21 protein-coding genes are annotated in these 25916 nt (G+C 63.4%); 12 read left to right on the forward strand and 9 right to left on the reverse strand.

The genetic code is table 11. The features are described 5' to 3' along the window. Window positions 1-59 precede the first annotated feature (59 nt). The gene (locus FJ960_RS20495; protein ID WP_140716378.1) at window positions 60-464 is read left to right on the forward strand and encodes a hypothetical protein; all 405 of its coding nucleotides are present in this window, start codon (window positions 60-62) and stop codon (window positions 462-464) included. On the opposite strand, the gene FJ960_RS20500 is transcribed toward FJ960_RS20495, so the two are convergent. Then, window positions 465-1238, reverse strand: a complete 774-nt coding sequence (locus tag FJ960_RS20500; RefSeq protein WP_140506725.1) for a gamma-glutamyl-gamma-aminobutyrate hydrolase family protein — start codon at window positions 1236-1238, stop codon at window positions 465-467. It abuts the gene before it with no gap. Window positions 1239-1501: 263 nt separating this feature from the next. On the opposite strand from FJ960_RS20500, the gene FJ960_RS20505 reads away from it, so the two are divergent. Beyond that, complete coding sequence (locus FJ960_RS20505; RefSeq protein WP_140716379.1) at window positions 1502-2611, forward strand: TRAP transporter substrate-binding protein; 1110 nt, start codon at window positions 1502-1504, stop codon at window positions 2609-2611. 102 nt (window positions 2612-2713) lie between these two features. On the opposite strand, the gene FJ960_RS20510 is transcribed toward FJ960_RS20505, so the two are convergent. From FJ960_RS20510 to FJ960_RS20525, 4 genes are all read right to left on the reverse strand, one after another. Then, on the reverse strand, window positions 2714-3742 hold the full coding sequence (locus tag FJ960_RS20510) for a zinc-dependent alcohol dehydrogenase family protein (RefSeq protein WP_140716381.1): 1029 nt from the start codon (window positions 3740-3742) through the stop codon (window positions 2714-2716). Between the two features lie 19 nt (window positions 3743-3761). Then, on the reverse strand, window positions 3762-5549 hold the full coding sequence (locus FJ960_RS20515) for a TRAP transporter large permease subunit (protein WP_140716418.1): 1788 nt from the start codon (window positions 5547-5549) through the stop codon (window positions 3762-3764). After that, a complete protein-coding gene (locus tag FJ960_RS20520; RefSeq protein WP_140716383.1) occupies window positions 5549-6154 on the reverse strand; it encodes a TRAP transporter small permease subunit in 606 nt (201 codons plus the stop codon). The genes FJ960_RS20515 and FJ960_RS20520 overlap by 1 nt, the downstream gene beginning before the upstream one ends. 182 nt (window positions 6155-6336) lie before the next feature. Then, window positions 6337-7242 (reverse strand): branched-chain amino acid ABC transporter permease, encoded by a 906-nt coding sequence (locus FJ960_RS20525; RefSeq protein ID WP_140716420.1) that lies wholly within the window; start codon window positions 7240-7242, stop codon window positions 6337-6339. Between the two features lie 141 nt (window positions 7243-7383). On the opposite strand from FJ960_RS20525, the gene FJ960_RS20530 reads away from it, so the two are divergent. From FJ960_RS20530 to FJ960_RS20575, 10 genes are all read left to right on the forward strand, one after another. Beyond that, window positions 7384-7992, forward strand: a complete 609-nt coding sequence (locus tag FJ960_RS20530; protein WP_140716385.1) for a CGNR zinc finger domain-containing protein — start codon at window positions 7384-7386, stop codon at window positions 7990-7992. Next, entirely contained in the window at window positions 7973-8518 is a 546-nt protein-coding gene (locus tag FJ960_RS20535) for a hypothetical protein (RefSeq protein WP_140506716.1), read from the forward strand. Before FJ960_RS20530 ends, FJ960_RS20535 begins: the two co-directional genes overlap by 20 nt. Before the next feature lie 217 nt (window positions 8519-8735). After that, entirely contained in the window at window positions 8736-12230 is a 3495-nt protein-coding gene (locus FJ960_RS20540; RefSeq protein WP_140716387.1) for an indolepyruvate ferredoxin oxidoreductase family protein, read from the forward strand. A 91-nt stretch (window positions 12231-12321) separates the two neighbouring features. Beyond that, entirely contained in the window at window positions 12322-14637 is a 2316-nt protein-coding gene (locus tag FJ960_RS20545) for an EAL domain-containing protein (protein WP_140716389.1), read from the forward strand. A 158-nt stretch (window positions 14638-14795) separates the two neighbouring features. Beyond that, on the forward strand, window positions 14796-15566 hold the full coding sequence (locus FJ960_RS20550; RefSeq protein WP_027142815.1) for a hypothetical protein: 771 nt from the start codon (window positions 14796-14798) through the stop codon (window positions 15564-15566). A 122-nt stretch (window positions 15567-15688) separates the two neighbouring features. Further along, the gene (locus FJ960_RS20555) at window positions 15689-15838 is read left to right on the forward strand and encodes a DUF3096 domain-containing protein (RefSeq protein ID WP_140716391.1); all 150 of its coding nucleotides are present in this window, start codon (window positions 15689-15691) and stop codon (window positions 15836-15838) included. Between the two features lie 163 nt (window positions 15839-16001). Continuing rightward, the gene (locus FJ960_RS20560; RefSeq protein WP_027142816.1) at window positions 16002-16226 is read left to right on the forward strand and encodes an aa3-type cytochrome c oxidase subunit IV; all 225 of its coding nucleotides are present in this window, start codon (window positions 16002-16004) and stop codon (window positions 16224-16226) included. A gap of 88 nt (window positions 16227-16314) precedes the next feature. Further along, window positions 16315-17589: a Re/Si-specific NAD(P)(+) transhydrogenase subunit alpha gene (locus tag FJ960_RS20565; protein ID WP_140716393.1), complete on the forward strand. Its 1275-nt coding sequence runs from the start codon at window positions 16315-16317 to the stop codon at window positions 17587-17589. Beyond that, window positions 17586-18014 carry an NAD(P) transhydrogenase subunit alpha gene (locus FJ960_RS20570; RefSeq protein WP_027142818.1) on the forward strand — a complete coding sequence of 143 codons (429 nt, stop codon included), beginning with the start codon at window positions 17586-17588 and terminating at the stop codon, window positions 18012-18014. Before FJ960_RS20565 ends, FJ960_RS20570 begins: the two co-directional genes overlap by 4 nt. A gap of 6 nt (window positions 18015-18020) precedes the next feature. Next, window positions 18021-19427 carry an NAD(P)(+) transhydrogenase (Re/Si-specific) subunit beta gene (locus FJ960_RS20575; protein ID WP_140716395.1) on the forward strand — a complete coding sequence of 469 codons (1407 nt, stop codon included), beginning with the start codon at window positions 18021-18023 and terminating at the stop codon, window positions 19425-19427. 74 nt (window positions 19428-19501) lie between these two features. On the opposite strand, the gene FJ960_RS20580 is transcribed toward FJ960_RS20575, so the two are convergent. The 4 genes from FJ960_RS20580 to FJ960_RS29925 all read right to left on the reverse strand — a co-directional run bounded on the left by FJ960_RS20580 (window position 19502) and on the right by FJ960_RS29925 (window position 25907). After that, window positions 19502-20422, reverse strand: coding sequence for a hypothetical protein (locus FJ960_RS20580; protein WP_140716397.1), 921 nt, complete (start codon window positions 20420-20422; stop codon window positions 19502-19504). A gap of 215 nt (window positions 20423-20637) precedes the next feature. Beyond that, entirely contained in the window at window positions 20638-23109 is a 2472-nt protein-coding gene (gene gyrB, locus FJ960_RS20585; RefSeq protein WP_140506704.1) for a DNA topoisomerase (ATP-hydrolyzing) subunit B, read from the reverse strand. 144 nt (window positions 23110-23253) lie between these two features. After that, entirely contained in the window at window positions 23254-24495 is a 1242-nt protein-coding gene (locus tag FJ960_RS29920; protein WP_246672885.1) for a hypothetical protein, read from the reverse strand. Then, a complete protein-coding gene (locus FJ960_RS29925; protein WP_246672886.1) occupies window positions 24405-25907 on the reverse strand; it encodes a caspase domain-containing protein in 1503 nt (500 codons plus the stop codon). Before FJ960_RS29925 ends, FJ960_RS29920 begins: the two co-directional genes overlap by 91 nt. Window positions 25908-25916: the final 9 nt, after the last annotated feature.

Raw genomic sequence — 25916 nt, forward strand, 5'->3', positions numbered from 1 at the left:
CGTCTGCTTAACCCTTTGAAATCATTCTTCATCCTGTGTACGCGTGGGTGAAGATCAGGATGAAGACGCTTTCCACCTTGATCGGGGCCGCTGCCTTGTTCGGCGGCGTTCAGCTGTTTCATGCCGGCGGTGTTGAAACCGTCGGCGAAGAGGCCACGCCGTCCAACACCTACAGGCTGGTGGCCAATGGCGATGAGGGGGCCTGCGCGGTCACGCGCGGCGCCTCGGTCTCGGGTGGCTTGTCGCTGTTGACCGTGGCTCCGAATTGCCGACGGCTCCTGCCGGGCCTCGAGCAGGCGAAATTCTGGCGCGAGCAAAACGACGGAACGGTCGCCTTCAGCGCCAACGGCATAGATCCGATCGTCACCTTCGCCGTGGCTGACGGCAACGGCTACGAATCCTACGCCCCGGCGCTGCCGTTGCTGTCGCTGGCATCAGACGGTGGCTTGAAGCGCGGAAACTGACTACTCAGCCGCGGCCCGTGCGCCGGCTTTCGCCGCCGCGTGCAAACGCACCGCATCACCGAAAGCGCGAAAAATCTTGGCGGAATTGCTGTCCGATTTGACCCAGTATTCGGGATGCCACTGGACGCCGACGGCGAAGGCGCGCGCGCCCTTGACCGAAACCGCTTCGACCGTGCCGTCGGCGGCGACAGCCTCGATCTCGAGCTTCGAGCCCAACCGGTCGATCGCCTGGCGATGCAAGGAATTGACCTTGATGTCGCCCGCGCCGAACACGCCGGCGAGGCAACTGCCTGGCTTGATCGAAATGGTCTGGTGAATGGCGAAGCGCTCATCCTGTTTGTCGCTCACCGCCGCGCGGTGGTCCAGCGACCCCTCGCGCTCCTGGATCTCGGTGCCCAGCGTGCCGCCAAGCGCCACGTTCAGCTCCTGGATGCCACGGCAGATGGCAAGCAGCGGCACGCCGCGCTCGATCGCCTTGCGGATCAGCGGCAGCGTCGTGGAGTCGCGCGCGGTGTCATAGGGGCCATTGGCTTCGCTGGCATCGCCGCCATAGAGTGAGGGATCGACATTGGATTTCGAGCCGGTCAGCATGACGCCGTCGACCGACGACAGGAGTTCGTCGAAGTCCAGCCGGTCGCCGAACGAAGGCACGAGCAAGGGGAAAACGCCGGCACCTACGATTGCTGCTTCCAGATATTGTTGGGGCGCGGCATGCCAGGTGTAGTTGTCGAATTGACGGACGTCGGTCGATATGGCGACGAGCGGCTGCTGCATTTTGGGTCTGTTTTCCATCTGGCAAGGGATGTCCTGCCTTTAAAATAAGCGATCCCCGGGCATTTTTCCAGCCAAGTTTCGGCGTGCCGCATGGGCCAGGAAACCGCCTGTTAGACTATAGTTGCAGGATCGCGCGGCTTCGCCACCAAATCCGGCCGCGGTGCTGGACTCGACTCCTTGCCCGTGTATTGTTTCGTGCGAACCGATGCGGGGGCCGAGGATTTCCCGAACGTCGGTCTGTTGATCCAAAAGGGAGGAACTGCATGGATCGTCGTTCATTCATCCGCAAGGCCGGCGTCACCGGCGTGGGCGCAGCCGCGGCAGCGGCCACGCTCGCCGCACCGGCAATAGCCCAGTCCAATACCAAGGTGACATGGCGGCTGGCGTCCTCCTTCCCGAAGTCGCTCGACACCATCTATGGCGGGGCCGAAGTGTTCTCCAAGATGCTGTCTGAAGCCACCGACGGCAATTTCCAGATCCAGGTCTTTGCCGCGGGCGAACTCGTTCCCGGCCTGCAGGCCGCCGACGCCACCACGGCCGGCACGGTCGAGGCCTGCCACACGGTGGCATATTATTACTGGGGCAAGGATCCGACATGGGCGCTGGGTGCGGCGGTGCCCTTCTCGCTCAACGCGCGCGGCATGAATGCGTGGCACTACCATGGCGGCGGCATCGACCTGTTCAATGAGTTCCTCGCCACGCAAGGTCTGTTCGGCCTGCCGGGCGGCAACACCGGCGTGCAGATGGGTGGCTGGTTCCGCAAGGAGATCAACACCGTCGCCGACCTCTCCGGCCTCAAGATGCGCATCGGCGGCTTTGCCGGCAAAGTGGTGCAGAAGCTCGGCGTCGTGCCGCAGCAGATCGCCGGCGGCGACATCTACCCGGCGCTGGAAAAGGGCACTATCGACGCCGCTGAATGGGTCGGTCCCTATGACGACGAGAAGCTCGGCTTCTACAAGGTCGCGCCCTATTACTACTATCCAGGCTGGTGGGAGGGCGGCCCGACCGTCCACCTGATGTTCAACAAGGCAAAATACGACGAGCTTTCGCCGACCTACAAATCGCTGCTGCGCACGTGCGCCCAGGCCGCCGATGCCAACATGCTGCAGAAATACGACTACGTGAACCCTCCGGCGGTGAAGCGGCTGGTGGCCGGCGGGGCGAAACTGCGTCCGTTCAGCCAGGAGATCATGGCCGCGTGCTTCGAGAAGGCCAACGAGGTCTATGCCGAAATGGAAACCTCGAACGCGCCGTTCAAGAAGATCTGGGAATCGATCAAAGGCTTCCGCAAGGAGCACTATCTCTGGGCGCAGGTGGCCGAATACAACTACGACACCTTCATGATGGTCCAGCAGCGCAACAGCAAGCTGTAGGCGATCGCACTTTATTTGTTCGAAAGCCCCGGGGCTCTTCTGTCCCGGGGCTTTTCCTTGCTCAACGGCGACGGCAATTGCCAGACGCCCGAAGCCCGCGCCTCAGCCCAAACCCGGCACCGCCAGCACCTTCACTTCGCCTGGAGCCGGCGCGTTGGCGATCACCGCCGGCGCCTCTTCGAGCGTGACTTGCCTGGAGATCAGCTGGTCGATCTCGATGGCGCCCGACGCGATGAGCGCGGCGGCGCGGCGGTGTGTGTAGGGGTTGAGGAACGAGCCCAGCACCTTCAGCTCCCGGAACAACAGGTCGAAGGGCTCGAATTCCGCCTTCATGCCTTGCGGCGTCACGCCGACGATGACGACGGTGCCGCCGGCCCTTGCCAGCCGCATCGACTGCTCGACGGTCTCGCGCACACCGGCGCATTCGAACACGACGTCGACGCCGTCTGGCATCAGGCCGGTCGGACCGGCGATGGTATCGATCACATCGGCGGCTGTGGGGTCGACCGTCGCCGTCGCACCGAGTTCCCTGGCAAGCGCGCGCCGCGAGGCTTGCCTTGTCGACAGGATGATGGTGGTGGCCCCGGCAAGCCGCGCCAGTTGAACGGTGAGCAGGCCGATGACACCGCCGCCGAGCACGACAACCGAACTGCCTGGCTTGATCTCGGCAAGGTCGACGCCGTGCAGGCAGCAGCCGAGCGGCTCGCAGAAAGCGCCATGTGTCGGCTTCATATCCGCGGGAAGGATAAAGGCCTGTTTCTGCGGCATCACCACATAATCGGCAAAGCCGCCGTCGCGGTGGATGCCGATGGCGGTGAGATTGCTGCACAGATTGACGCGGCCGGCATGGCAGTGGCCGCAGCGTCCACAGGCGATGTTGGGATCGCCAGTGACCCGATCACCGACAGCAAAGCCTGAGACGGCGGTGCCAATCGCCTCGATGATGCCGGAGAATTCGTGCCCCGGCGTCACCGGCGGCCTGCAGGGAAACTCGCCGTGAAAAAGATGCCGGTCGGTGCCGCAGACACCGCAGGCCTCGATCCGCACCAGAAGCTCGTCCGGACCGGGGGCCGGCTTGGCGACCTCGCGCAGCGCGATGCTGCCCACTCTCTCCAGCCGCACGGCTTTCATGGCGTCTTCCCCTCCGATCTCAATTGAAATTCGGCGGCTGCGACAGGTCCGGCGTCGGCGTCGCCGGCTTGGCCGGCGGCGTATCGCCGAAATTTGGCGGTTGCGACAGGTCGGGCGTGCCGGGCGCCGCCGGTTCGCCACCGCCATTGGCAGGCGCGCCGCCATTTTCCGGCCTGCCAAGCGGCGACAGGCTGGGCATTTCCGGCACCTTGTAGTCGATCGTGCCGGAATCGACGGCCGCGCCCTTGTAGCGCATCACCATTTGCGGGAAGGCGATGGTCAGGCCGATCATGATGACCTGGATGCAGACGAACGGCACCGCGCCCCAATAGATCTGGCCCGTCGTCACCGGCGCGATCTTCTTGCCGGTCAAGCGATCGAGATAGGGCACGCGCGAGGCGACCGAGCGCAGGTAGAACAGCGCGAAACCGAACGGCGGATGCATGAAACTGGTCTGCATGTTGATGCCCAGAAGCACGCCGAACCAGATCAGGTCGATGCCGAGCTTGTCGGCGGCCGGCGCCAGCAGCGGCACGATGATGAAGGCGAGTTCGAAGAAATCGAGGAAAAACGCGAGGAAGAAGACGAGGATGTTGACGCCGATCAGGAAGCCGACTTCGCCGCCCGGCAGCGAGGTCAAGAGGTGCTCGACCCAGATCTGGCCGTTGACGCCGTAGAAGGTCAGCGAGAACACCCGCGCGCCGATCAGGATGAACAGCACGAAGGACGACAGCCGCGTCGTCGAGGCCAGTGCCTGCTTGATCACGTCCATCGACAGCCGGCCCTTCATCGCCGCCATCGCCAGTGCGCCGACCGCGCCCATGGCGCCGCCCTCGGTTGGGGTGGCGATGCCGAGGAAGATGGTGCCGAGCACCAGGAAGATCAGCGCCAGCGGCGGGATCAGCACGATCACGACCTGCTGCGCCAGCCGCGACATCATGTTGATGTTCAGGCCGCGGTCGAGAATCGCGACGACGTAGATGAAGATAACGCCGACGGCCGCGCCGAGAATGTCGGCATTGTCGCCATGAGCTGGCACTAGGTAACGGTAGGCCGCGTAAGCGATGGCCACGGCCGCTATCAACGCGATCAGCAAGGACACCACGCCATGGCCAAGTGTCCGCGCCTCGAGCGGCAGCGCCGGCATCGACTTTGGCCGGACGATCGACATGATCACGATGTAGAGCGTGTATAGGCCGGTCAGCACCAGGCCGGGGATCAGGGCGCCGGCATACATGTCGCCCACAGAGCGGCCGAGCTGGTCGGCGAGAACGATCAGCACCAGCGATGGCGGAATGATCTGGGCGAGCGTGCCCGACGCTGCGATGACGCCCGATGCGACCCGGCGGTCATAACCATAGCGCAGCATGATTGGCAGCGAAATCAGCCCCATGGCAATGACGGATGCCGCCACCACGCCGGTGGTCGCCGCCAGCAGCGCGCCGACGAAGATCACCGCATAGGCGAGGCCGCCGCGGATCGGTCCGAACAACTGGCCGATGGTGTCGAGCAGGTCCTCGGCCATGCCCGATCGCTCAAGCACGATGCCCATGAAGGTGAAGAACGGAATGGCCAGCAGCGTGTCGTTCGACATCACCCGGCTGCCGTAGAAATTGTCCGGCAGCGCATAGAGCAGCGGCCAGGCGAGATTGATCGCGCCCCCCGAATAGGGCGTCAAAAGCACGCCGATGAAGAAGAACATCAGGCCGTTGGCGGCGAGCGAAAAGGCAACGGGATAGCCGATCAGCATGAACAGGATCAGCGAGGCGAACATGATCGGCGCCATGTTCTGGGCGATGAACTCCATCACGAACGCACCTCTTCAGCGAGCGCCTTGGCTTCTTCAGCGAGCGCCTTGGCTTCGAGTTCAGCCTGTTCGTGCACGGAAATGAACGGGTTGGGATCGTCAATGATGCCGCGCATGATGGCGATCTTCTTGATGATCTCGGAAATGCCCTGCAGCGCGAGCAGGAAAAAGCCGACCAGCAGGATGGCCTTGGCCGGCCACACGATCAGGCCGCCGGCGTTGGTCGACATTTCACCGCTGTGGAACGACAGCGATACGTAGGGCACGAAATAGAACACCATCAGCGTCACGAACGGCATCAGGAAGAAGAGGTGGCCGAAGAGGTCGATCCAGTGCTGCAGGCGGCGTGAAAACAGGCCGTAGACGATATCGATGCGGATATGCTCGTTCTGTTTCAGCGTATAGGCGGCGGCCAGCATGAAGGCGGCGCCGAAGAGGTACCATTGCAGCTCGAGCCACGCGTTCGACGACGTGTCGAACACCTTGCGGATGACCGCGTTGGCCGCACTCACCAGGATCGCCAGCAGGATCAGCCAGGATACCGATTTGCCGATGAACTCGTTCATACGATCGATCGTTCTAGATAGAGCGAGAAGCCCTGCCATGCATTCCTCCCTGATGCGGTGACGCGCGATCCCCCTTTTTTCGTCGCGCCGCCTGGCCCAACCGTATGCAGTGCGTGGCCCGGTTGGTCAACACGAGGAGGAAGGATGCAGGCCATCGGCTCTTGCGGCACGGTGGAAAACCGCAGCCTGACGACACGTCATGCAACCAAAGTCTGATGGGTTCAGACGACCTTGCCGGCGTCGCGGCCGGCGCCGATCAGGATCAGCATGGTCACCAGGAACAGATACATCCACGCATCGCGCCATTCGACCGGGAAATAGCCCGCCCACAGTGATTCGGCCATGCCGAAAGCGGCCGCGCCCAGCGCGGCCCTTGGCGGCGAGAGATAGCCGCCGACAGCCGTCACGAACAGGATCTTCAGGCCGTAGACCAGGCCGGAACCTAAGCTGACATTGCCGTAATAGAGACTGGCCATGACCCCGGCCAGCGCGGCGCAGAAGCCTCCGAACAGCACGGCGCGCCTAAACACGCCACGCACGTCGACGCCGCACAGGGCGGCGGCCCTGGGGTCGTCGGAGACGGCACGCCAGCACCGGCCGAAGTTTGAGTGGGCAAACGCCCATGTAGCGAGTGCGACCGCCGCCAGGACCACGACGCAGTCGAGCACCTGGATCAGCGTCAGCGTCGCCTTGAAACCGGAGCCTTCGGCGAAAACGATGGGCTCGGCCAGCATCGGCGGCAGCCACAGATCATGCGTGTCGGCCGCGATGCGGCTTGCTTCCGACAGGATGATCAGGATGCCGAGAGTCGTCACCACGATGGCATTGGGCGAGCGGTCGGCCAATGGTTCAAAGACGCTGCGTGACAGGACATGGCTGATGAGCGCGGCATAGAGGAACGCCGCGACAACGCCGAACAGCACCGAAGCCAGCAGCGTCAGCCACAGCACCTGATAGCCGAAGGCGACGCTCAGGATCATTGCCTGGCCGCAGAAGGCAAACAGCGCCCCATAGGCGAGGTTGGTACGGTGCAGGATGCCGTTAGTCAGCACGTAGCCGAAGGCAAGCAGGGCATAAAGCGCGCCCGAATGCAGCCCGTTCAGCACCTGCTGGAAGAAATAGAGCATGCTCGACAACACCACAATCATCCCGCCCAAGAGCGGATCGGACAGGAGCGGATCGGATAAAGGCGATCATACCGTGCGCATCTGAGGTTTGCATCGCCGAATCTAACTTGTCAAATGCGATTTATCGGTTAGATTTTCGGAATGACAGTCGCCTGGACCCCGCACCGCTTCGCCGGCGGCCTGCTTGCGCTCGACACGGCAAACACCGTCGTGCTGCGCGGCGATCCGGAGCGCACGTTCGACCGCTTCGACGATCCGGTCGAAATCGCCCGCTTCGCCGACGCGGCCAGCGGCTTTCGCGCCGTCGAGCTTGGCGACAGGCGGCTGGCGGTGTCCTCGCCGGCTGCAATCGCGCCCGTCGTGCTGTCGATCCGCGAGACGACCGACCGGCTGTTTCGAGGCGCGGTCTCGAAGGGCGCGGTGGCCACCGCCGACCTGCCTGAATTCCTGCGGGCCTGCGCCGACGGCCTGGTCGCCGGCCGGACCGAGATCGGGGCGCCGGGACGGCCATTCGGCGATCCGGCGACGCCGATCGCCTTCGAGGCGGCGCTGGCGGTTTCAGCCCTTTCACTGCTGCGCGGCGACACGGTCGCGAGGCTCAGGATTTGCCCCAACTGCACCTGGCTGTTCGTCGACAGAAGCCGCAATTCCAGCCGCCTTTGGTGCGACATGGCGGTGTGCGGCAACCGGCAGAAGGCAAGCCGTCACTACCGTCGCCGTATCGCGGCCAATGAGGTCAGGAATGCCTAGAATTCTTTCCCGCTTGATCGTTGTTGGCGTGGCGCTGGTAGCGGCGATGGCACTCGGCGCCTGTCGCGATACCGGCGGCGAGGGCAAGCTGTTCGAGGTTTCCGGCAAGATATTCATCTTCAATTACCGTCTCGCCAGGGCGACTTATGTCGTGACGCTGCGGCCCTTGCGGCCGATGGGCGAGGGTCAAGTGGCGGTCGCCAGTTTCCAGAATCCGGCCGGCGGCGCGCCCTTCGTGGTCGAACAGAAGATCTGGCCGAAGCTCGACAAGGTGAGCCTGGAAAGCCCGGCGCTCACCTGCGTCGTCAAGAACAAGCCCTATGCCATCGCCATCAGCATCAAGGGCGCCGACGGTGCCGTCCTGCAGACCATCGACACCACGCTGATGTCGACGGAAGACCAGTCCATCCTGCCCGACCGGCCGCTGGTCATCGACCAGCTCTACACGGCCAATCCCGATCTCGCCGGCCATCCCGACGGCAAGCTGCCGGGCGAGCCAAAGCCGAACTGCTCGAAAGCCGGCTGACGCCTTCCGACGGCATCGATTTCGCCCGGAATTTTTGTGCGCCGTCGCACTGTCGGCGCACCCTTTCATGCGCGGCCCAGCACCCGCCGGACTGTTTGTTGCGCGTTGGCTGGTCCTTTCGATTTTGTTTGACCTGTCTTGCAAGGGAAGAAAGGATGCGTCATCCGATCCCGACGTTGGCCGCTGCCCCGCGCGGCCTTCGCAGAGGAAATGCCTGATGACGCTGCATGATGTCGCGCTCGACGACAAATTCGATCTTGGTAAGGAGCGCATCTTCCTGTCCGGCGCGCAGGCGGTCATCCGCATGCTCCTGATGCAGCGCGAGCGCGACCGCCGCGCCGGCCTGAACACGGCAGGCTTTGTCTCGGGCTATCGCGGCTCGCCCCTCGGCGGCCTGGATATGCAGCTTTGGAAGGCGAAAAAGCAGCTCGGCGAGGCCGATATCGTTTTCCAGCCTGGCCTTAACGAGGAGCTTGCCGCCACCGCCTGCTGGGGTTCGCAGCAGACGGAACTGTTGGGCGAGGGTACCCATGACGGCGTGTTTTCGGTCTGGTACGGCAAGGGTCCGGGCGTCGATCGTTCAGGCGATGTGTTCCGCCACGCCAATCTCGCCGGCTCGTCTAGATATGGCGGCGTCCTCGCGCTCATGGGTGACGACCACATGGCCGAATCCTCGACCAATGCGCACGCCACCGAATTCCTCTTCGTCGACACCATGGTGCCAATCCTGAACCCGGCCGGAGTCCAGGAGATCATCGACTACGGCCTGTATGGCTTTGCCATGTCGCGCTTCGCCGGCACCTGGGCGGCGATCAAATGCGTCAAGGACAATATCGAATCGACAGCTTCGGTCGATGCCTCGCTTGAACGGTTGAACATCGTCGTCCCGGATTTCGACATGCCGCCGGGTGGTCTCAACATCCGCCACGAGATCGACATGCTCGGCCAGGAAGAGCGGTTGCATGAGCACAAGCGTGCCGCGGCCTCCGCCTTCATCCATGCCAATGGGCTGAACAGGATCGTCTATTCGGGCGGCCGCAATCCGAAGCTCGGCATCATCACGCTGGGCAAGAGCTATCTCGACGTCCGCCAAGCGCTGGAGGATATCGGCATCGACCAGGCGGAAGCCAACCGCATCGGCGTGCGGCTGTTCAAGGTCGGCTGCCCCTGGCCGCTCGACCTGCAGCACATCGCCGAGTTCGCGCGCGGTCTCGACACCATCGTCGTCGTCGAGGAGAAACGCTCGCTGATCGAGGTGCAACTGCGCGAAAGCCTTTATGGCACCGCCACGCAGCCGGTCATCGTCGGCAAGAAGGACGAGCGCGGCGACTGGCTGTTCCCGGCCAAGGGGGCGCTGGATCCCAACGAGATCGCCATTGCACTGGGCGAGAGGATCGTGAAGACCATCGGCCCGTCCGAAGAGATTTCGGCAAGGGTCGCGAAGTTGCGCCAGTTCCAGGCGATGCTGAAGGACGCTACCGACATCGGATCGCGCACGCCCTTCTTCTGTTCGGGCTGTCCGCACAATTCCTCGACCAAGGTGCCGGACGGCTCGATCGCCGCCGCCGGCATCGGCTGCCACTTCATGGCGCTCTGGATGGACCGCAACACGCTCGGCTTCACCGCCATGGGCGGCGAGGGCGCGCAATGGGTCGGCCAGGCGCCGTTCTCGAAGCGCGGCCACATCTTCCAGAATCTCGGCGACGGCACCTACAACCATTCGGGCACGCTGGCGATCCGCTTTGCCCTGTCGAGCGAAGCCAACATCACCTACAAGATCCTCTACAACGACGCCGTCGCCATGACCGGCGGCCAGCCGCATGAAGGCGGGCTGACCGTGGACATGATCGCCAGGCAGGTGCGGGCGGAGGGCGTCGACCGCATCGCCATCGTCACCGACGAGCCCGACAAATATGCTGGGAAGGCCGAGTTTCCGGCGGGCGCGACTATCCACCACCGCGACGACCTCGATCTCGTCCAGCGCGAGCTGCGCGAGGTCAAGGGCGTATCGATCCTGCTCTACGACCAGACCTGCGCTGCCGAAAAGCGCCGCCGCCGCAAGCGCGGCACTTTTCCCGATCCTGACAAGCGCGTCTTCATCAACGAACTGGTCTGCGAAGGCTGCGGCGATTGCGGCGTGCAGTCGAACTGCGTCTCGATCCAGCCGGTCGAGACCGAATTTGGCCGCAAGCGCAAGATCGACCAGTCGAGCTGCAACAAGGACTTCTCCTGCGTCAACGGCTTCTGCCCGTCCTTCGTCACCGTGCACGGTGCCAAGATCCGCAAGGCAGAAGGCCTGGCCGGCAAGACCGACCCGCTCGAAGGCGTACCGACACCAGTGGAATTCCCGCTCGGCGTCGAGGGTTGGGCGGCGATTATCGACGGCGTCGGGGGCACCGGCGTCGTCACCGTCGGCGCCGTGCTCGGCATGGCGGCGCATCTGGAGGACAAGGGTTGCGGCATGATCGACATGGCCGGCCTCGCCCAGAAGGGCGGCTCTGTGTTCACCCATGTCCGCATCGCCCGCACACCGGAAGACATCAATGCCATCCGCGTTTCGGCGGGCAAGGCCGACCTCGTGCTCGGCTGCGATCTCGTCGTATCGGGGGCCAAGAAGGTGCTGACGGCGGTGCGCGAGGGCCATACGATCTTCCTTGCCAACACCGCCGAGATCATGCCGGGCGAATTTGCCCGATCGGCCGATTTCTCGCTGCCGGTCGAGCGCCTGAAGAAGGCGATCCGGTCCGCCGCCGGCGACGACAAGGCCCATTTCTTCGACGCCACCCGTACCGCCACCGCACTGTTCGGCAATTCGCTCGGCGCCAATATGTTCATGCTTGGCTTTGCCTTCCAGCACGGTGGTCTGCCGCTCTCGGCCGAAGCCGTTGAAAAGGCCATTGAATTGAACGGCGAAGCGGTGGCGATGAACATCGCCGCTTTCCAGTGGGGCCGCCGCGCCGCACATCAGCCGGATTTTGTGCGCGGCCTCGTCGCCCAGCCGGGCTCAACCTTCGCCGACAAGACCGGGCACGCCGCGCCGGCCGCCGAGACGCTCGACGAGATCATCGCCCGCCGCGTCACTTTCCTCACGGCCTATCAGAACGCTGCTTACGGCAAGCGCTATGCCGACAGGATCTCGACGCTGCGAGCGGCGGAAACCAAGGCCATGCCGGGTTCGACGACCGTGACCGAGGCCGCTGCCAAAAGCCTGTTCAAGCTGATGGCGATCAAGGACGAATACGAGGTGGCGCGGCTCTACACCGACGGCTCCTTCGCCGCCGAGCTTGGCAAGCAGTTCCAGAGCTATGAGAAGCTCGAATTCCATCTCGCGCCGCCGATCATGGGGCGTCGCGGTAACGACGGCAAGCCGAGGAAATCGAGCTTCGGGCCTTGGATGATGAAGGGCTTTCGCCTGCTGGCGGCGATGAAGGGCCTGCGCGGCACGGCTTTCGACCTGTTCGGCTACACCGCCGAGCGGCGCACGGAACGGCAATTGCTGGCGCAGTACGAAGCCGATCTGCAGCTCGTGGCCAGCTCGCTGGCGCCGGGCAAAATCGAGGCCGCGGTAGCCCTGTCCTCGGTCCCGACGCTGATCCGCGGCTATGGCCATGTCCGGCGGGCAAGCGCCGAAAAGGCGGCGGGCGAGCGCCGCAGGTTGCTCGACCGTCTTGCGGCGGCACCGGCAAGGCCTGAACTCCAGGCCGCCGAGTGAGCCAAAAGCGCCCGAAAATCAGGCGTTTGAGCCCAAGCTAAAGGTTTTTTAATGGGACTATGCCAAGGCTGGGGCTCATTGGGCGCCAGTAATGGGCAGAACAAAAACCGATAACATCCCGGTGGATGTTTATATCCAGTTTGTGCGCTCGTTGTTCGACAACGCGCATATGCTGGTTATCGGCGCGCTTTGCCATGCCGTCATCAGCCTCATGGTGTACTGGCGCAACGGCCAACCCATCTTCTTGGTTCTCGCAAGCGCGCTGCTTGCCATCGGCGTCTGGCGCTACTTCAGCCTGCGGCGGTTCCACCGCTCGGGTGGCGTGATGCGCGACGCCGCCGATGCGACCAGGTGGGAGCGCGAATACATCCTGAAGGGAAGCCTTCAGGGGTTATTGCTGGGGTTCTTTTGCTTCATTTCCATCTATGTCTACTCGGATTCCTATGCCGAGATCGGCGCGCTGTCGGTAACGCTGTCCTCGCTGGTGACTGTCGTGGGCCGAAATTACGGCTCGCCGCGCATGGTCATGATCTTCGCGGTCACCTTCGTCGGGCCGATCGCCGCCGCCCTCATTCTCAGGTTCGACATTCCCTACGTCGTGCTTGGCCTGCTGATCATTCCGTTCATGTTCATCATCAAGGGCAGCGCCGACCATGTCCGCAACGTGCTGTTTTCGGCCGTTGTCGGACACAAGCAGGCGAGGCAGATCGCGCAGCGCTTCAATCGCGCCCTCAACACCATGTCGCATGGCCTCGTCATGCTCGGCCCCGATGGCAAGGTGGTCGTCGGCAATGCGGAAGCCGCCCGTCTGATGTCGCTCAAATCGCCGGACCAGTTGCTCGGACGGTCGATCCATTCGCTGCTCTTGCGCGGCGTCGCCGGCGGCATGCTCGCACCAAAGGACTGCCGCTATGTCGAGGCGCAGCTGACGCGCGCGTTGCGCGAAGGGCGCGACCGCAAGGTGCTGGTTTCCTTTTCCAACGGGCAGAACTTCGAATTTTCGGCGCGCGAGGGCAACCAGGAATTGGGCGTCATCACCTTCGAGGACGTCACGGCGCGTGTCGAAGCGGAGGAAAAGATCCGGTTCATGGCGCGCTACGACAACCTCACCGGCCTTCCGAACCGCGCCTATTTCCACGAACTGGTCGGCGAATTGATGGCCTCGGGCGACCGCGATCGCATGTGCGGCCTGGCCGTGGTCGACCTCGACGATTTCAAGAGCGTCAACGACACGCTCGGCCATCCTGTCGGCGATGGCCTGATCTACGCCGTCGCCGAACGGCTGGCGGCCATTGCCGGACAAGGCCTTACCGTCAGCCGCTTCGGCGGCGACGAGTTCATGCTGTTCTTCGATCGCATTGATGATGAGAGCCATCTGGCGAGCCTGCTCGACGAGATTTTCGCCGAGCTGCAGGGAGAGGTCGACGTCGCGGGCCATGGGTTGCGGATTCAGGCCAGCGCCGGCGCGGTGCTGTCCAAGGTCGACGAAATCGATGTCGACGCCATGATCGTCAAGGCGGACCTGGCGCTCTACAAGGCCAAGGAACTGGGCAAGAACGGCTGGCGGCTGTTCGAGGCGGCGATGGACGCTGCGTTCCGCAACCGCCAGCTGATGAAGGCGGACCTGCGCACCGCCGTGGAAAGCAGGGACCTGCGGGTCGTCTATCAGCCGATCGTGGCGATGAATACCATGCGCATCGCCAGCTGCGAGGCGCTTTGCCGCTGGGATCATCCCGATCTCGGGCCGATTTCGCCCGGCATCTTCATTCCGCTTGCCGAGGAGATGGGCATCATTTCCGAGATCAGCACCTTCGTGCTGCATGCGGCTTGCACCGAATGCGCCAAATGGCCTGACCAGACCAGTGTCTCGGTCAATCTCTCGGCCAGGGATTTCCGCAGCCGGGACGTCATCCAGAAGGTGCGCGATGCCTTGGCGAACTCCGGGCTCCCCGCTAGCCGCCTGGAAATCGAAGTCACGGAAACCGCGCTGCTCGACGACAAGTCCTTGACCCGCCAATATATCGAGGAACTGAAGCAGCTCGGCGTCCGCATCGCCCTCGACGATTTCGGCACCGGCTATTCAAGTCTGAGCTATCTGCACAAGCTTCCACTCGACAAGATCAAGATCGACCGGTCGTTCGTGATGGACATCACCCACAATCCGCGCTCGCTCGAGCTGTTGAAGGGCGTCGTCGACCTGATCCGCATCCTCGGACTCTCCGTCACCATCGAAGGCGTGGAGACATTCGAGCAGCTCAAGATCCTCATGCAATCGGTGAAGCCGGATCTTGTCCAGGGCTTCCTTTTCGGCGCCGCGCTCAGCGCGTCGGGCATCGAAACCATGTCCAACGTGACCTGGCCCTTCGCTGCCGAATTGCGGCCGCTCAAGAAGCGCGCCACCACCTGACATCGTCATGAAGTCGTTCGTCGAGGGGCATGATGCTCCCGTGCTCGGTATTTACGATCTGTTAACGTTAATTTAGGGTAAACGCGAAAGCTCGCAATTTTGCTTCTTGTTCCTCCAGCGCTTCGCTATGGTCGTTTGTGCGGCGGTACGAGGGTCAAATGGACAATAAGTTGGTGAGTAGGCCGCTGGCGGCGGCTGCGGGCAGGGACAAGAATCGTCCTTCGGTGTTTACAGATCACATCATGGATGTTCTGGAGCACGTGGAGTATCGCCTTTGCGATGGCGCCGAGGATTTGGAAGCGATCTATAAGCTTCGCTACAATTCCTACCTTCACGCCGGCATGGTCAAATCAGATGCTTCCCACATGGTGAAGGACAGCTTCGACGATCTGCCCAATTCTTACCGCTTTGGCGTCTTCTTCGACGGCACGCTCGTCAGCACCATCAGAATTCACTACGCCAGCGCGAGGTATCCTGTTTCACCCAGCACCGATGTTTTCGGCGACGTGCTGTCACGGCGTCTGGCTTCTGGCGAGACGTTCGTCGACCCGAGCCGGTTCGCCGCCGATCTCGAGTGGTCGAGCAGCCTGCGGGTGCTGCCCTACATCACGTTGAGGCTGGCGGTGGTCGCCTGCAGCCATTTCAAGCCAACCTATTGCCTGACGGCGATCAAGGAAGAGCATTCCGCTTTCTATCACCGCATCTTCCGTTCCGAGCAGGCGGTGCCGCCGCGGAATTATCCCGGACTTACCGTTCCCGTGCATCTGTTCCAGTCGAAATGCTCCGAGAACATGCAGGCGACGCTGGATCGTTTCCCTTTCTTCAATTCCACGGCGTTCGAGCAGCGCATGCTTTTCCAACGCCCCAGGCGGGGCGAGTTGGCGCCGCTGACCATTTTGCCCACGGCCAAGTATTTCGAGGCGGCCTGACCCCACGCCATTTCCGGGCCTTATGCCTCCTGCGGGTCGATGGAGCTTTCCAGGCCTGACCGCGTTGTGGCTGGCGGCGTCGACGCGAGTTGATGCTTATCGCTTCTTGAAAGGACAACGACATGCATCTATCCCAGTTCGCGCTCACGCCGCTGATCTCGCTGATCGCCGGCGTGCTGATCCTGATCATGCCACGGCTGCTGAACTATATCGTCGCGCTCTATCTGATCATCGTTGGGCTGCTCGGGCTTTTTCCTCACCTTGCTGGCTGAGACGCTGGGCAGGCCTCGCGCAAAACCCATCCCTGCGGGCATCGGCCCGCCAGTTTCAATTTTCCCTTGAGGCAGTTGTCGGCTGCGATGCGGCAATAGCGCCATTGCTCTCCGCGCGGCTTTTCGGTATGTGCCTGAAAGATGTCTTCGAAGGGGTATTCCTATGGCTGAGCATACGCCGAGCGGTCCTGCAGAACTGGGCGCGAAGATGGACTATGCCGAGCATGACCGCACCTATGCGGGCTTCCTGGCGCTGGCCAAATATGGTTCGCTCTTCTGCGGTGCGCTTCTTCTGGCGATGGCTTTCGGCTTCTTCGCGGGCGGGTTCTTCTCTGCGCTGATCCTGTTCGTGCTTATTCTGGCCGTCGGCGCCTTCATTCTGCGATAGACCTTCCAAAAACCCTCTTGCGGTTGAAGTAGCCGGATATCCCGGCCGAAACTTCGCGCAGACAGGTTCCAGCCGAAAGGATCATGCGGTGGGACAGACGGTTTTCATCCCTCGTGAGCTCGATGCGAACGAGCCGCGCGTTGCCGCCTCGCCCGATACGGTGAAGCGGCTGGCGGGGCTGGGATTCGACATCATCGTCGAAGCCGGTGCCGGCACCCGCTCGCGCATCCCCGACGAGGAGTTTGCCAAGGCAGGCGCTGCCATCGGCAAGGCGGCGGATGTCGCCAAGGCCGATGTCGTGCTGAAGGTTCGCCGGCCAACGCATGCGGAGCTGAAGGGCTACAAAGCCCGCGCAGCGGTGATCGCCATTATGGATCCGTACGGCAACGATGCTGAAGTCGCGGCCCTTGCCAAAGCCGGCGTCACTGCCTTCTCGATGGAGTTCATGCCGCGCATCACCCGCGCGCAATCGATGGACGTGCTGTCCAGCCAGGCCAATCTTGCCGGCTACCAGGCGGTGATCGACGGAGCCGCCGAATATGACCGGGCGCTGCCGATGATGATGACGGCCGCGGGCACGGTGCCGGCCGCGAAGGTCTTCATCATGGGCGTCGGCGTCGCTGGCCTGCAGGCGATCGCCACGGCGCGCCGTCTCGGCGCGGTCGTCACCGCCACCGACGTTCGGCCCGCCGCCAAGGAACAGGTCGCCTCGCTCGGCGCAAAATTCCTGGCCGTCGAGGACGAGGAGTTCAAGGCCGCCGAGACCGCGGGCGGCTACGCGAAGGAAATGTCGAAGGAGTATCAGGCCAAGCAGGCGGCGCTCACCGCCGAACATATCGCCAAGCAGGACATCGTCATCACCACCGCGCTGATCCCAGGCCGGCCGGCGCCTAAGCTTGTCTCGGCGGCCATGGTTGCCTCGATGAAGCCTGGCTCGGTGATCGTCGACCTCGCCGTCGAGCGTGGCGGCAATGTCGAGGGTGCCGAGCCGGGCAAGATCGTCACCACCGCCAACAATGTGAAGATCGTCGGCCATCTCAACGTGCCGGGTCGCATCGCGGCATCCGCCTCGCTGCTCTATGCCAGGAACCTGTTCGCATTCCTCGAGACGCTGGTCGACAAGACCACCAAGACGCTGGCCATCAACCGCGACGATGATCTGGTCAAGGCGACGATGCTGACCGATGGCGGCAAGGTCGTCCATCCGGCCTTCGCCAAGGCCGACCAGCAGCCTTATATCGAGCCGCCCGCGATCCCGGCCACGACCATGGTCGCCGATGCTTCGGCTGCGCCGAAGAAGTCATCGACCCGGAAGACCGCCGCATCCAAGTCACCCTCGCCGAAGCCGAAAGGGACCGCGTGATGGATCAGACCTTGCAGAAAGCCCTGGACCAGCTCGACCAGGCGAGTGCCGCCGTCAGGCTCGCGGTGCAGAACCTGGCCAATGCCCCGGGTGGCACTGAGGCCGCCGGTGACGCCGCGCACGCGCTGTCGGGCGGCGCCATCGACCCCTTCGTCTTCCGTTTTGCCATCTTCATCCTGGCGATCTTCGTCGGCTACTACGTCGTCTGGTCAGTGACCCCCGCACTGCACACGCCATTGATGGCGGTCACCAATGCTATTTCCTCGGTCATCGTCGTCGGCGCGCTGCTCGCCGTCGGCATAGCGGCCTCCGGCGTCGCCGCCGGCTTTGGCTTCGTCGCGCTGATGCTGGTCTCGGTCAACATCTTCGGCGGCTTCCTCGTCACCCAGCGCATGCTGGCCATGTACAAGAAGAAGGACAAGTAGAGCGCCATGAACGCCAACTTCGCGTCCTTCCTCTATCTGGTTTCCGGCGTCCTGTTCATCATGGCGTTGCGCGGCCTGTCACACCCGACCACCAGCCGCCAGGGCAATCTCTACGGCATGATCGGCATGGGCATCGCCATTGCCACCACATTGGCGCTGGCAGTCCCGTTGGTCCCGTCGGCCGGCCGCTACGGTCTGATCGTGCTCGGTCTCGCCATCGGCGGCGGCGTCGGCGCCGTGACCGCGCGCCGCATCGCCATGACCTCGATGCCGCAGCTGGTCGCCGCCTTCCACAGCCTCGTCGGTCTCGCCGCCGTCATGGTCGCGGCCGCGGCCATCTACGCGCCGGAAAGCTTCGGCATCGGTACTATGGGCGACATCCATGCCCAGGCCCTGATCGAGATGAGCCTGGGCGTCGCCATCGGCGCCGTCACCTTCACCGGCTCGGTCATCGCCTTCCTGAAGCTCGATGGCCGCATGTCGGGCAAGCCGATCATGATCGGCGGCCGTCATTTCATCAATGCCGCGCTTGGCGTGGCCCTGATCGTGCTGATCGTGCTGCTGGTCACCACGGAATCGAAACTGGTGTTCTGGCTTATCGTCGCCGCCTCGCTGGTGCTCGGCGTGCTCCTGATCATCCCGATCGGCGGCGCCGACATGCCGGTCGTCGTCTCGATGCTGAATTCCTATTCCGGCTGGGCAGCGGCCGCACTCGGCTTCACGCTCGGCAATCTGGCGCTGATCATCACCGGCGCGCTGGTCGGCTCGTCGGGCGCGATCCTGTCCTACATCATGTGCAAGGGTATGAACCGAAGCTTCATCTCGGTCATCCTCGGCGGTTTCGGCGGCGAAACGGCGGCTGCCGCCGATGACGGCATCGAGCGCACCGTCAAGCAGGGTTCGGCCGACGATGCCGCCTATCTGATGATGAACGCGCAGAAGGTCATCATCGTGCCGGGTTACGGCATGGCGGTCGCCCAGGCGCAGCACGCGCTGCGTGAAATGGCCGACAAGCTCAAGGCCAATGGCGTCGACGTCAAATACGCCATCCACCCGGTCGCCGGCCGTATGCCTGGCCATATGAACGTGCTGCTCGCCGAAGCCAACGTGCCTTACGACGAAGTGTTCGAGCTCGAGGACATCAACTCGGAGTTTGCCCAGGCCGACGTCGCCTATGTCATCGGCGCCAACGACGTCACCAACCCGTCCGCGCGTGATGACAAGAGCAGTCCGATCTACGGCATGCCGATCCTCGACGTCGACAAGGCGCGCACCTGCCTGTTCGTCAAGCGCTCGCTCGGTTCCGGCTATGCCGGCATCGACAACACGCTGTTCTACAAGGACGGCACCATGATGCTACTCGGTGACGCCAAGAAGATGACCGAGGAAATCGTCAAGGCCATGGATCACTGACCGGGCGGCCTTGACCGTCGAATAGAAAGAGTCCGGTCGATGCCGGGCTCTGCGATTCTGGCGTGATGCTGCCTTCAACCGTTGGTCAGGAAGACCGCTTCCTCTTCATCGCGCTGCCGGCCGCCGAGCGCGGCGGCCGCACTGGCGATGAAGGCGCCGACGACCAGCGACAAGGCGCCGAGGAGCGCAAAGGTGGCGCTTGCCTTCCTTGCCGTGTCGGCCGCCTGTTTTGCCTTGACCTTCGCGTCCTGCGCCTTCGCCAGCACCGTGTCGACACGCGTCTTGGCGTCTGCCTCGGAAAGACCGGTGCGCGCGGCGACCAATTGGGCAAGATAGGTCTTGTCCTCCGCGGGGACCTCGCCCGCGACGGCACCGGCGATCAGGATGCGCGAGGCCTGCGCGGCCGCGGCCGCTTCGTCGCCTGGATTGGCGGTCCCGAGCTTGGCCGGATCGGCCGGGCGGAACAGCGAATCCACCAGATAGGACGTCGCATTATCGGCCGAGGTGGCGCTGGCATTGGCGGAGGCACCGGCCGACGCACCCATGGCGGCTCCCGAGGCCACGGTGGACGCGGCCTGGACGCCTGAACCAATCGCGGCGGAAAGCGCCGAGCCGAGCAGGCCGACGACCAGCAAGGTGGCCAATGCCCAGGCGAGGAAGCCGTGCGCGGTGTCGCGGAAATAGACCTCGTCGGTGTGGATGCCGACCCATTTGGTGCGCAACCGGCCCGCGAGGTAGCCGCCGACGCCCGACGACAGCCATTGCACGATGATAAGCCAGATGGCGGTCGATACCGCGAAAGTGGTGGCCGATGCACCGGACCCCGACCATGGCGAGACCATGCTCAATCCAAGGCCCGAGCCGAGCAGCATGAGGATGAACGTCAGCGTCGAGGCCGCGAAGGCACCGGCAATGATCGGTCCCCAGCTGACGGCGGTGGAGGACGATTCCGTTGAAGCTGATACGTCGACAGCCGATAGGGTGGCGGACTGCATAGCGGCCCCCTATCGCATGAAAAGCATGAGAAGAATGATGATCGGAATCGGAACTCCGAGCAACCAGAGTAGAATGCCGCGTCCCATGAAAGCCTCCTGCAAGAAATTGTGATCGACACTGTCACAATGTCTCTGAAAGCCTTCTGTTCCGGCAGGTCCTCATTATTGGCGCGCGCCCGAGCTACGCCAATGTACCGAAAAGGCTGGGCGAAACCTCAAATATCCAGATTTGCAACCGACAATGCGTTGTCCTGGATGAATTCGCGCCGTGGCTCCACCTCGTCACCCATCAGCCGCGAGAACAGGCTGTCGGCATCGGTCGCATCGTTGACCTTGACCTGCAGCAGCGAACGCACATTCGGGTCGAGCGTGGTTTCCCAGAGCTGCTCGGCATTCATCTCGCCGAGACCCTTGTAGCGCTGCATGGTCAGCCCCTTGCGGCCGGTGGCAAAGACCGCGTTGAGCAGCGCCAGTGGTCCCGAGACTGTCTCGGACACCTCCTTGCGGCGCAGCACCGGCGGCGCCCCGTAGACCTCGCTGAGGCGCTGCGCGTAGCGGTCGAGCTGGCGTGCGTCGGCGGAATTGATCAGTGCCATGTCGAGATGGGCGTATTCCTTGACGCTGCGCACGGTGCGTTCGAAGACATAGCCGCCGATGCCCTCGTTCGAGGTCGACATGCGGCCGGTCCAGCCGCGCTCGGTGTCCTCGGCAATGATGTCGAGGCGTTGCGCGATCCGCTCGGCCATCGCGTTGGCGCGACCGAGATCGGCGAAGACATCGGGATTGAGCCCGCCGGCGATCGCCGCCTGCTCGACGACGTCGCGGTTATAGCGCGTGTGCAAGCCGTTGATGAGCTGGCGCACGGCAAGCGCATCGGCGACGGCGCCGTGCAGATCCTGTCCGGTCCGCACTTCCCCTGAGCCGAGCGTAAGGGACGCTTCCTCCAATCCCGAATCGATAAGGAATTCTTCGAAGGCGCTCTCATTCTTGATGTATTGCGAGCTCTTGCCGCGGGTCACCTTGTAGAGCGGCGGCTGGGCGATGTAGAGATGGCCGCGCTCGATCAGCTCCGGCATCTGCCGGAAGAAGAAGGTGAGCAGCAGGGTCCTGATATGGGCGCCGTCGACGTCGGCGTCGGTCATCAGGATGATCTTGTGATAACGCAGCTTGTCGGCGTTGAATTCGTCCTTGCCGATCGAGGTGCCGAGCGCGGTGATCAGTGTGCCGATCATGTCGGACGAGAGCATTCGGTCGAAGCGGGCCCGCTCGACATTGAGGATCTTGCCGCGCAGGGGAAGGATCGCCTGGTTTTGGCGCGAACGGCCGCCCTTGGCGGAGCCGCCGGCCGAGTCGCCCTCGACGATGAAGATTTCGGACTTCGCCGGGTCGCGTTCCTGGCAGTCGGCCAGCTTGCCCGGCAGCGAGGTGACGCCGAGCGAGGTCTTGCGGGTGATGTCGCGCGCCTTGCGCGCGGCTTCGCGCGCCGCCGCGGCCTGGATCACCTTGTCGACGACCACCTTGCCCTCGGCCGGATGCTCTTCGAGCCACGTGCCGAGCGCTTCGTTGACCAGTCCCTCGACCACGGGACGGACTTCCGACGAGACCAGCTTGTCCTTGGTCTGCGACGAGAATTTCGGGTCGGGAACCTTGACCGACAGCACCGCCGTCAGGCCTTCGCGGCAATCGTCACCGATCAGCGAGACCTTTTCCTTCTTGGTCAGGCCCGAGGATTCGCCATAGCCGGTGATCTGGCGGGTCAGTGCGCCGCGAAAACCGGCCAGATGGGTGCCGCCATCGCGCTGCGGAATGTTGTTGGTGAAGGCCAGCACATTCTCGTGGTAGCTGTCGTTCCACCACATCGCAACTTCGACGGTGATGCCGTCACGCTCGGCCCTGATGGAAATCGGCTTCTCGATCAGCGGTTTCTTGACCCGGTCGAGATATTTGACGAATTCTTCGAGGCCCCCGTCATAGTGCAGTTCATGCCTCACGACGTCGGCATGACGGGCGTCTGTCAGCACGATGCGCACGCCGGAGTTCAGGAAGGCGAGCTCGCGCAGCCGGTGCTCCAGCGTGCCGAAATCGAACTCGACCATGGTGAAGGTCTCGGCGGACGGAAAGAAGGTGATCTCACTACCGCTGCGGCCCTCATTGGTGCCCGGGCGCTTGTTCTGTTCGTAGCTGCCGGTCGCCTTCAGCGGCGCGTCGGCATCGCCATGGGTAAAGCTCATTTCGAAGATCTGGCCGTTGCGGCGGATCTTGAGCTTCAGCCAGGCCGATAGCGCGTTGACCACCGAGACGCCGACGCCATGCAGGCCGCCAGACACCTTATAGGAGTTCTGGTCGAATTTTCCGCCGGCATGCAGCTGCGTCATGATCACTTCGGCCGCCGAAATGCCCTCGCTGGGGTGAATGTCGGTCGGAATGCCACGGCCATTGTCGATAACCGTCACCGAGCCATCGGGGTTGAGCGTCACCGAAACCAGGTCGGCATGGCCCGCCAGCGCCTCGTCGATGGCGTTGTCGACCACCTCGTAGACCATGTGATGCAGGCCCGAGCCGTCATCGGTGTCGCCGATATACATGCCCGGCCGCTTGCGGACAGCGTCCAACCCCTTCAAAACCTTGATGGAATCGGCGCCGTATTCGGCTTCAGCGCCGTTGGTGTTCTCGGTCTGGTCGCTCATGAAAACCTATTGTCTAGATGCCGTTTTTGCAGCGCGAAAAATTGGCCCCGAATCGCGCTTCTGAGATCGATAGATATAGGCGCTAAAGGCGGTTTTTCCAAGGTTTGCAGGCATTTCCGGCGCAAATCCCAAGCCGGCGGCCGGCTATTTTTTTCGGGCGTTGATTTTGGCGAGAAGGCCGCGCAAATATTTGATCGTGGATTTGTCCCTGGGCGCCAGCCGGCCCGTGCGGTCGAGCTCCAGCGTCAGGTTCAGCGCCTTGGTCAGCACCGCCTTCGGATCCTTGGCCACATACGCATAGTTGATGTAAGCCTGCACCAGATCAAATTGCCAAACCGCATTGTTCGGATCGGACTGAGCCAGTTGCTGGCGGATGCCGAGGCTGGCTTCGAAGGCCCTCTTGGAGCCCTCGAAGTGGCGCTGCTTGGTCTCCAGCATGCCGATTTCCGACAGAGTGATCGACAGGTCGCGTTGCCAGTCGGAATTGCCTGGGTCGAGCTGGGCCAGCCGGTCGGCGATGGCAAGACTGTCCTGGTAGTTTTGCAGCGCCTCGCTGACATTGCCCTGCGCATCAAGCACACCGGCAACCTTTTCCAGACAGACCGACAGGTCGCGCTGCCAGCCGGTGTTGCCGGGGTCACTCCGGGCAAGGTCACCCGCTACGGCCAGCGCTTTCTGATAGGAGACCAGTGCTGCCGGCCAGTTCTCCTGGTCGTTGAGCGCGTTGCCGACCTTGGCGTAACTGATCGACAGGTCGCGCTTCAAGTCGGTATCGTTGGGGTCGCGGCGCACCAGGCTCCCGGCGATCGCCTGGCTCTTGTTGTAGGCCACAAGCGCGCCGGCGGCGTCGCCTCGCTCGCGCAGCACGTCGCCGATCCTCTCGTGGCTGACAGAGACAGCCCGCTGGCGCTCAAGGTCGTCGGGTTTGTTCTCGGCCAGCGCCAGCCGGAGTCTCAGGCTCTCTTCAAAGGCGGTCTGGGCGCTGTTCAACTGGCCGGCGGTACGGGCAAGGTCGCCGATTTCGTCATAGGTTATGGTCAGGTCGCGCAGCAGATAAGCGCTGTTCGGCTCGGCGTCGGCCAATTTCTGCTTGATCGACAGGCTTTGTTGATAGGCCTGGGCCGCCGCACCCACATCGCCTTGTGTCGCCAGCACGTTGCCGATCTTGTCATTGGCCATGGCAAGATCACCGAGCCAGTCTTTCTTGTCCGGCACGCTTGCGGTCAGCTCCTGCAGCATGCCCCTGGCCGCCTCATAGTTTTCGAGCGAGTTTGGCAGATCGCCTTGCGCCATCTCTATGTTGGCGAACTTGATGTGGCTGATGGCGAGATCGCGTTTGATGCTGGGATCGGTTTCCAGAAGCGACCGCTGCTCGAGGTTGGCCAACAGGGCGGTGAAGGCCCGGCCGGCCGCCTCGACATTGCCGACCGTCGTATAGAGCAGACCGAGCTCGTCCAGCGGCTGCTCCGGCGGTCGGCTTGTTCCAGGCTGAGCGAGGTCTGCCCGGCCTCGCCATACAGCGACAGCACCGTTTCATAGCCCTTGATGGCCGCCGCATAATCGAGGTCGGCGCGCGCCGTGCCCGCCGACAGGAACAGCGTCGCGGCCTGCGACAGCGTTCGATCGACGAAATTCACCTTCAGCGCCTTGCGCGACACTTCGTCGATGCCGACCGCCTCGGCCAACTTCGCCCGTGCGGTGCCGAAGGCGCCCAGGGCCAGCTGCTCCTCGGCCTGACGGCGCAGATCCGTCACACGCGGATCGTCGGCAGCCAGCGCCTTCATCTCGGCACGCACCTTGACGAAGGCGTCCGCCGCCTCGCGCAGCCGGGCATTCAGGCTCTCCGCCGACAGATGGCTGGTGTCGGCGCTGATCAACGCCCCATAGAGCGGCGCCAGCGGCATGTCGGGGTCGCTGGCGATCCGCTCGACCTCGCCCCGCATCTCCGGCGTCACGTCGGCCATGGCCAGCAGCAGCCTTTCGCGCTCCGGCAATTGCTCCTTGGCGGCAGCGGCGAAAAACAGCTTCGGCAGGCCGCTCTCGACATAGGGTAGTTGCTTGCCGCGCGACACGTCGTAGACCTCCTGCTGCACCAGCGTCAGCACCGAGCGAATCTCAAGCCCGTCGGTGCCGAGATATTTGGTCAACGCCGTGGTGAAGGGTGAGTTCTGGCCGGTGCCATCGGCGGCCGTCTCGCCGGGTGCGGCCGAGAACGCGAACAGGATGTTTTCCGCCCGCCCGATGCGGCCAAGACCCGGTTTCACGCTGTCGGCGACATCCTTGGCCAGCGAGGTCGCGCCACGACCGGTGCCGCCATTCCCCGAGAACGGATCGCTGCGGCAGGCATCGAGCACGATCAGCCCGACTTTCGCGGTGGCGGCGACAGCGTCGCGCACCTCTTCCAGCGGCAGGCTGGTCTTGTCCGGCGCATCGAGCGAAGACGCGTCGGCATCGACCGGCAGCAGCCGGTTGTCGCCCGATATTTCGACGCCATGGCCTGAGAAATACACCAGCGCCACGTCGGCGCCCTTGGCGTCTTCGCGGAAATCGTCGAGCGCGCGGCGCATGCGCCTGAGATCACGATTGGTTTCGAGCACCACCTCGAAACCAAGCTTCTTCAGCGCCGCCTCCATCGCCTCGCCGTCATGGATGGGGTTGGCAAGCGGCCGGACCAGCCGGTAGTCGTCATCGGCCATGACCAATGCCACGCGCCGCTCCGCCACCGCCGCGGCGGTGGTCGCAAGCATCAGCAGCAAGGCAAACAGCAAACGCAAGTCGAACCGCCCCGGCTCGGTCATTTGCCGACC

Origin of the sequence: Mesorhizobium sp. B2-3-11 (assembly GCF_006442215.1) — a bacterium.
GTDB classification, from domain to species: Bacteria; Pseudomonadota; Alphaproteobacteria; order Rhizobiales; family Rhizobiaceae; genus Mesorhizobium; species Mesorhizobium salmacidum.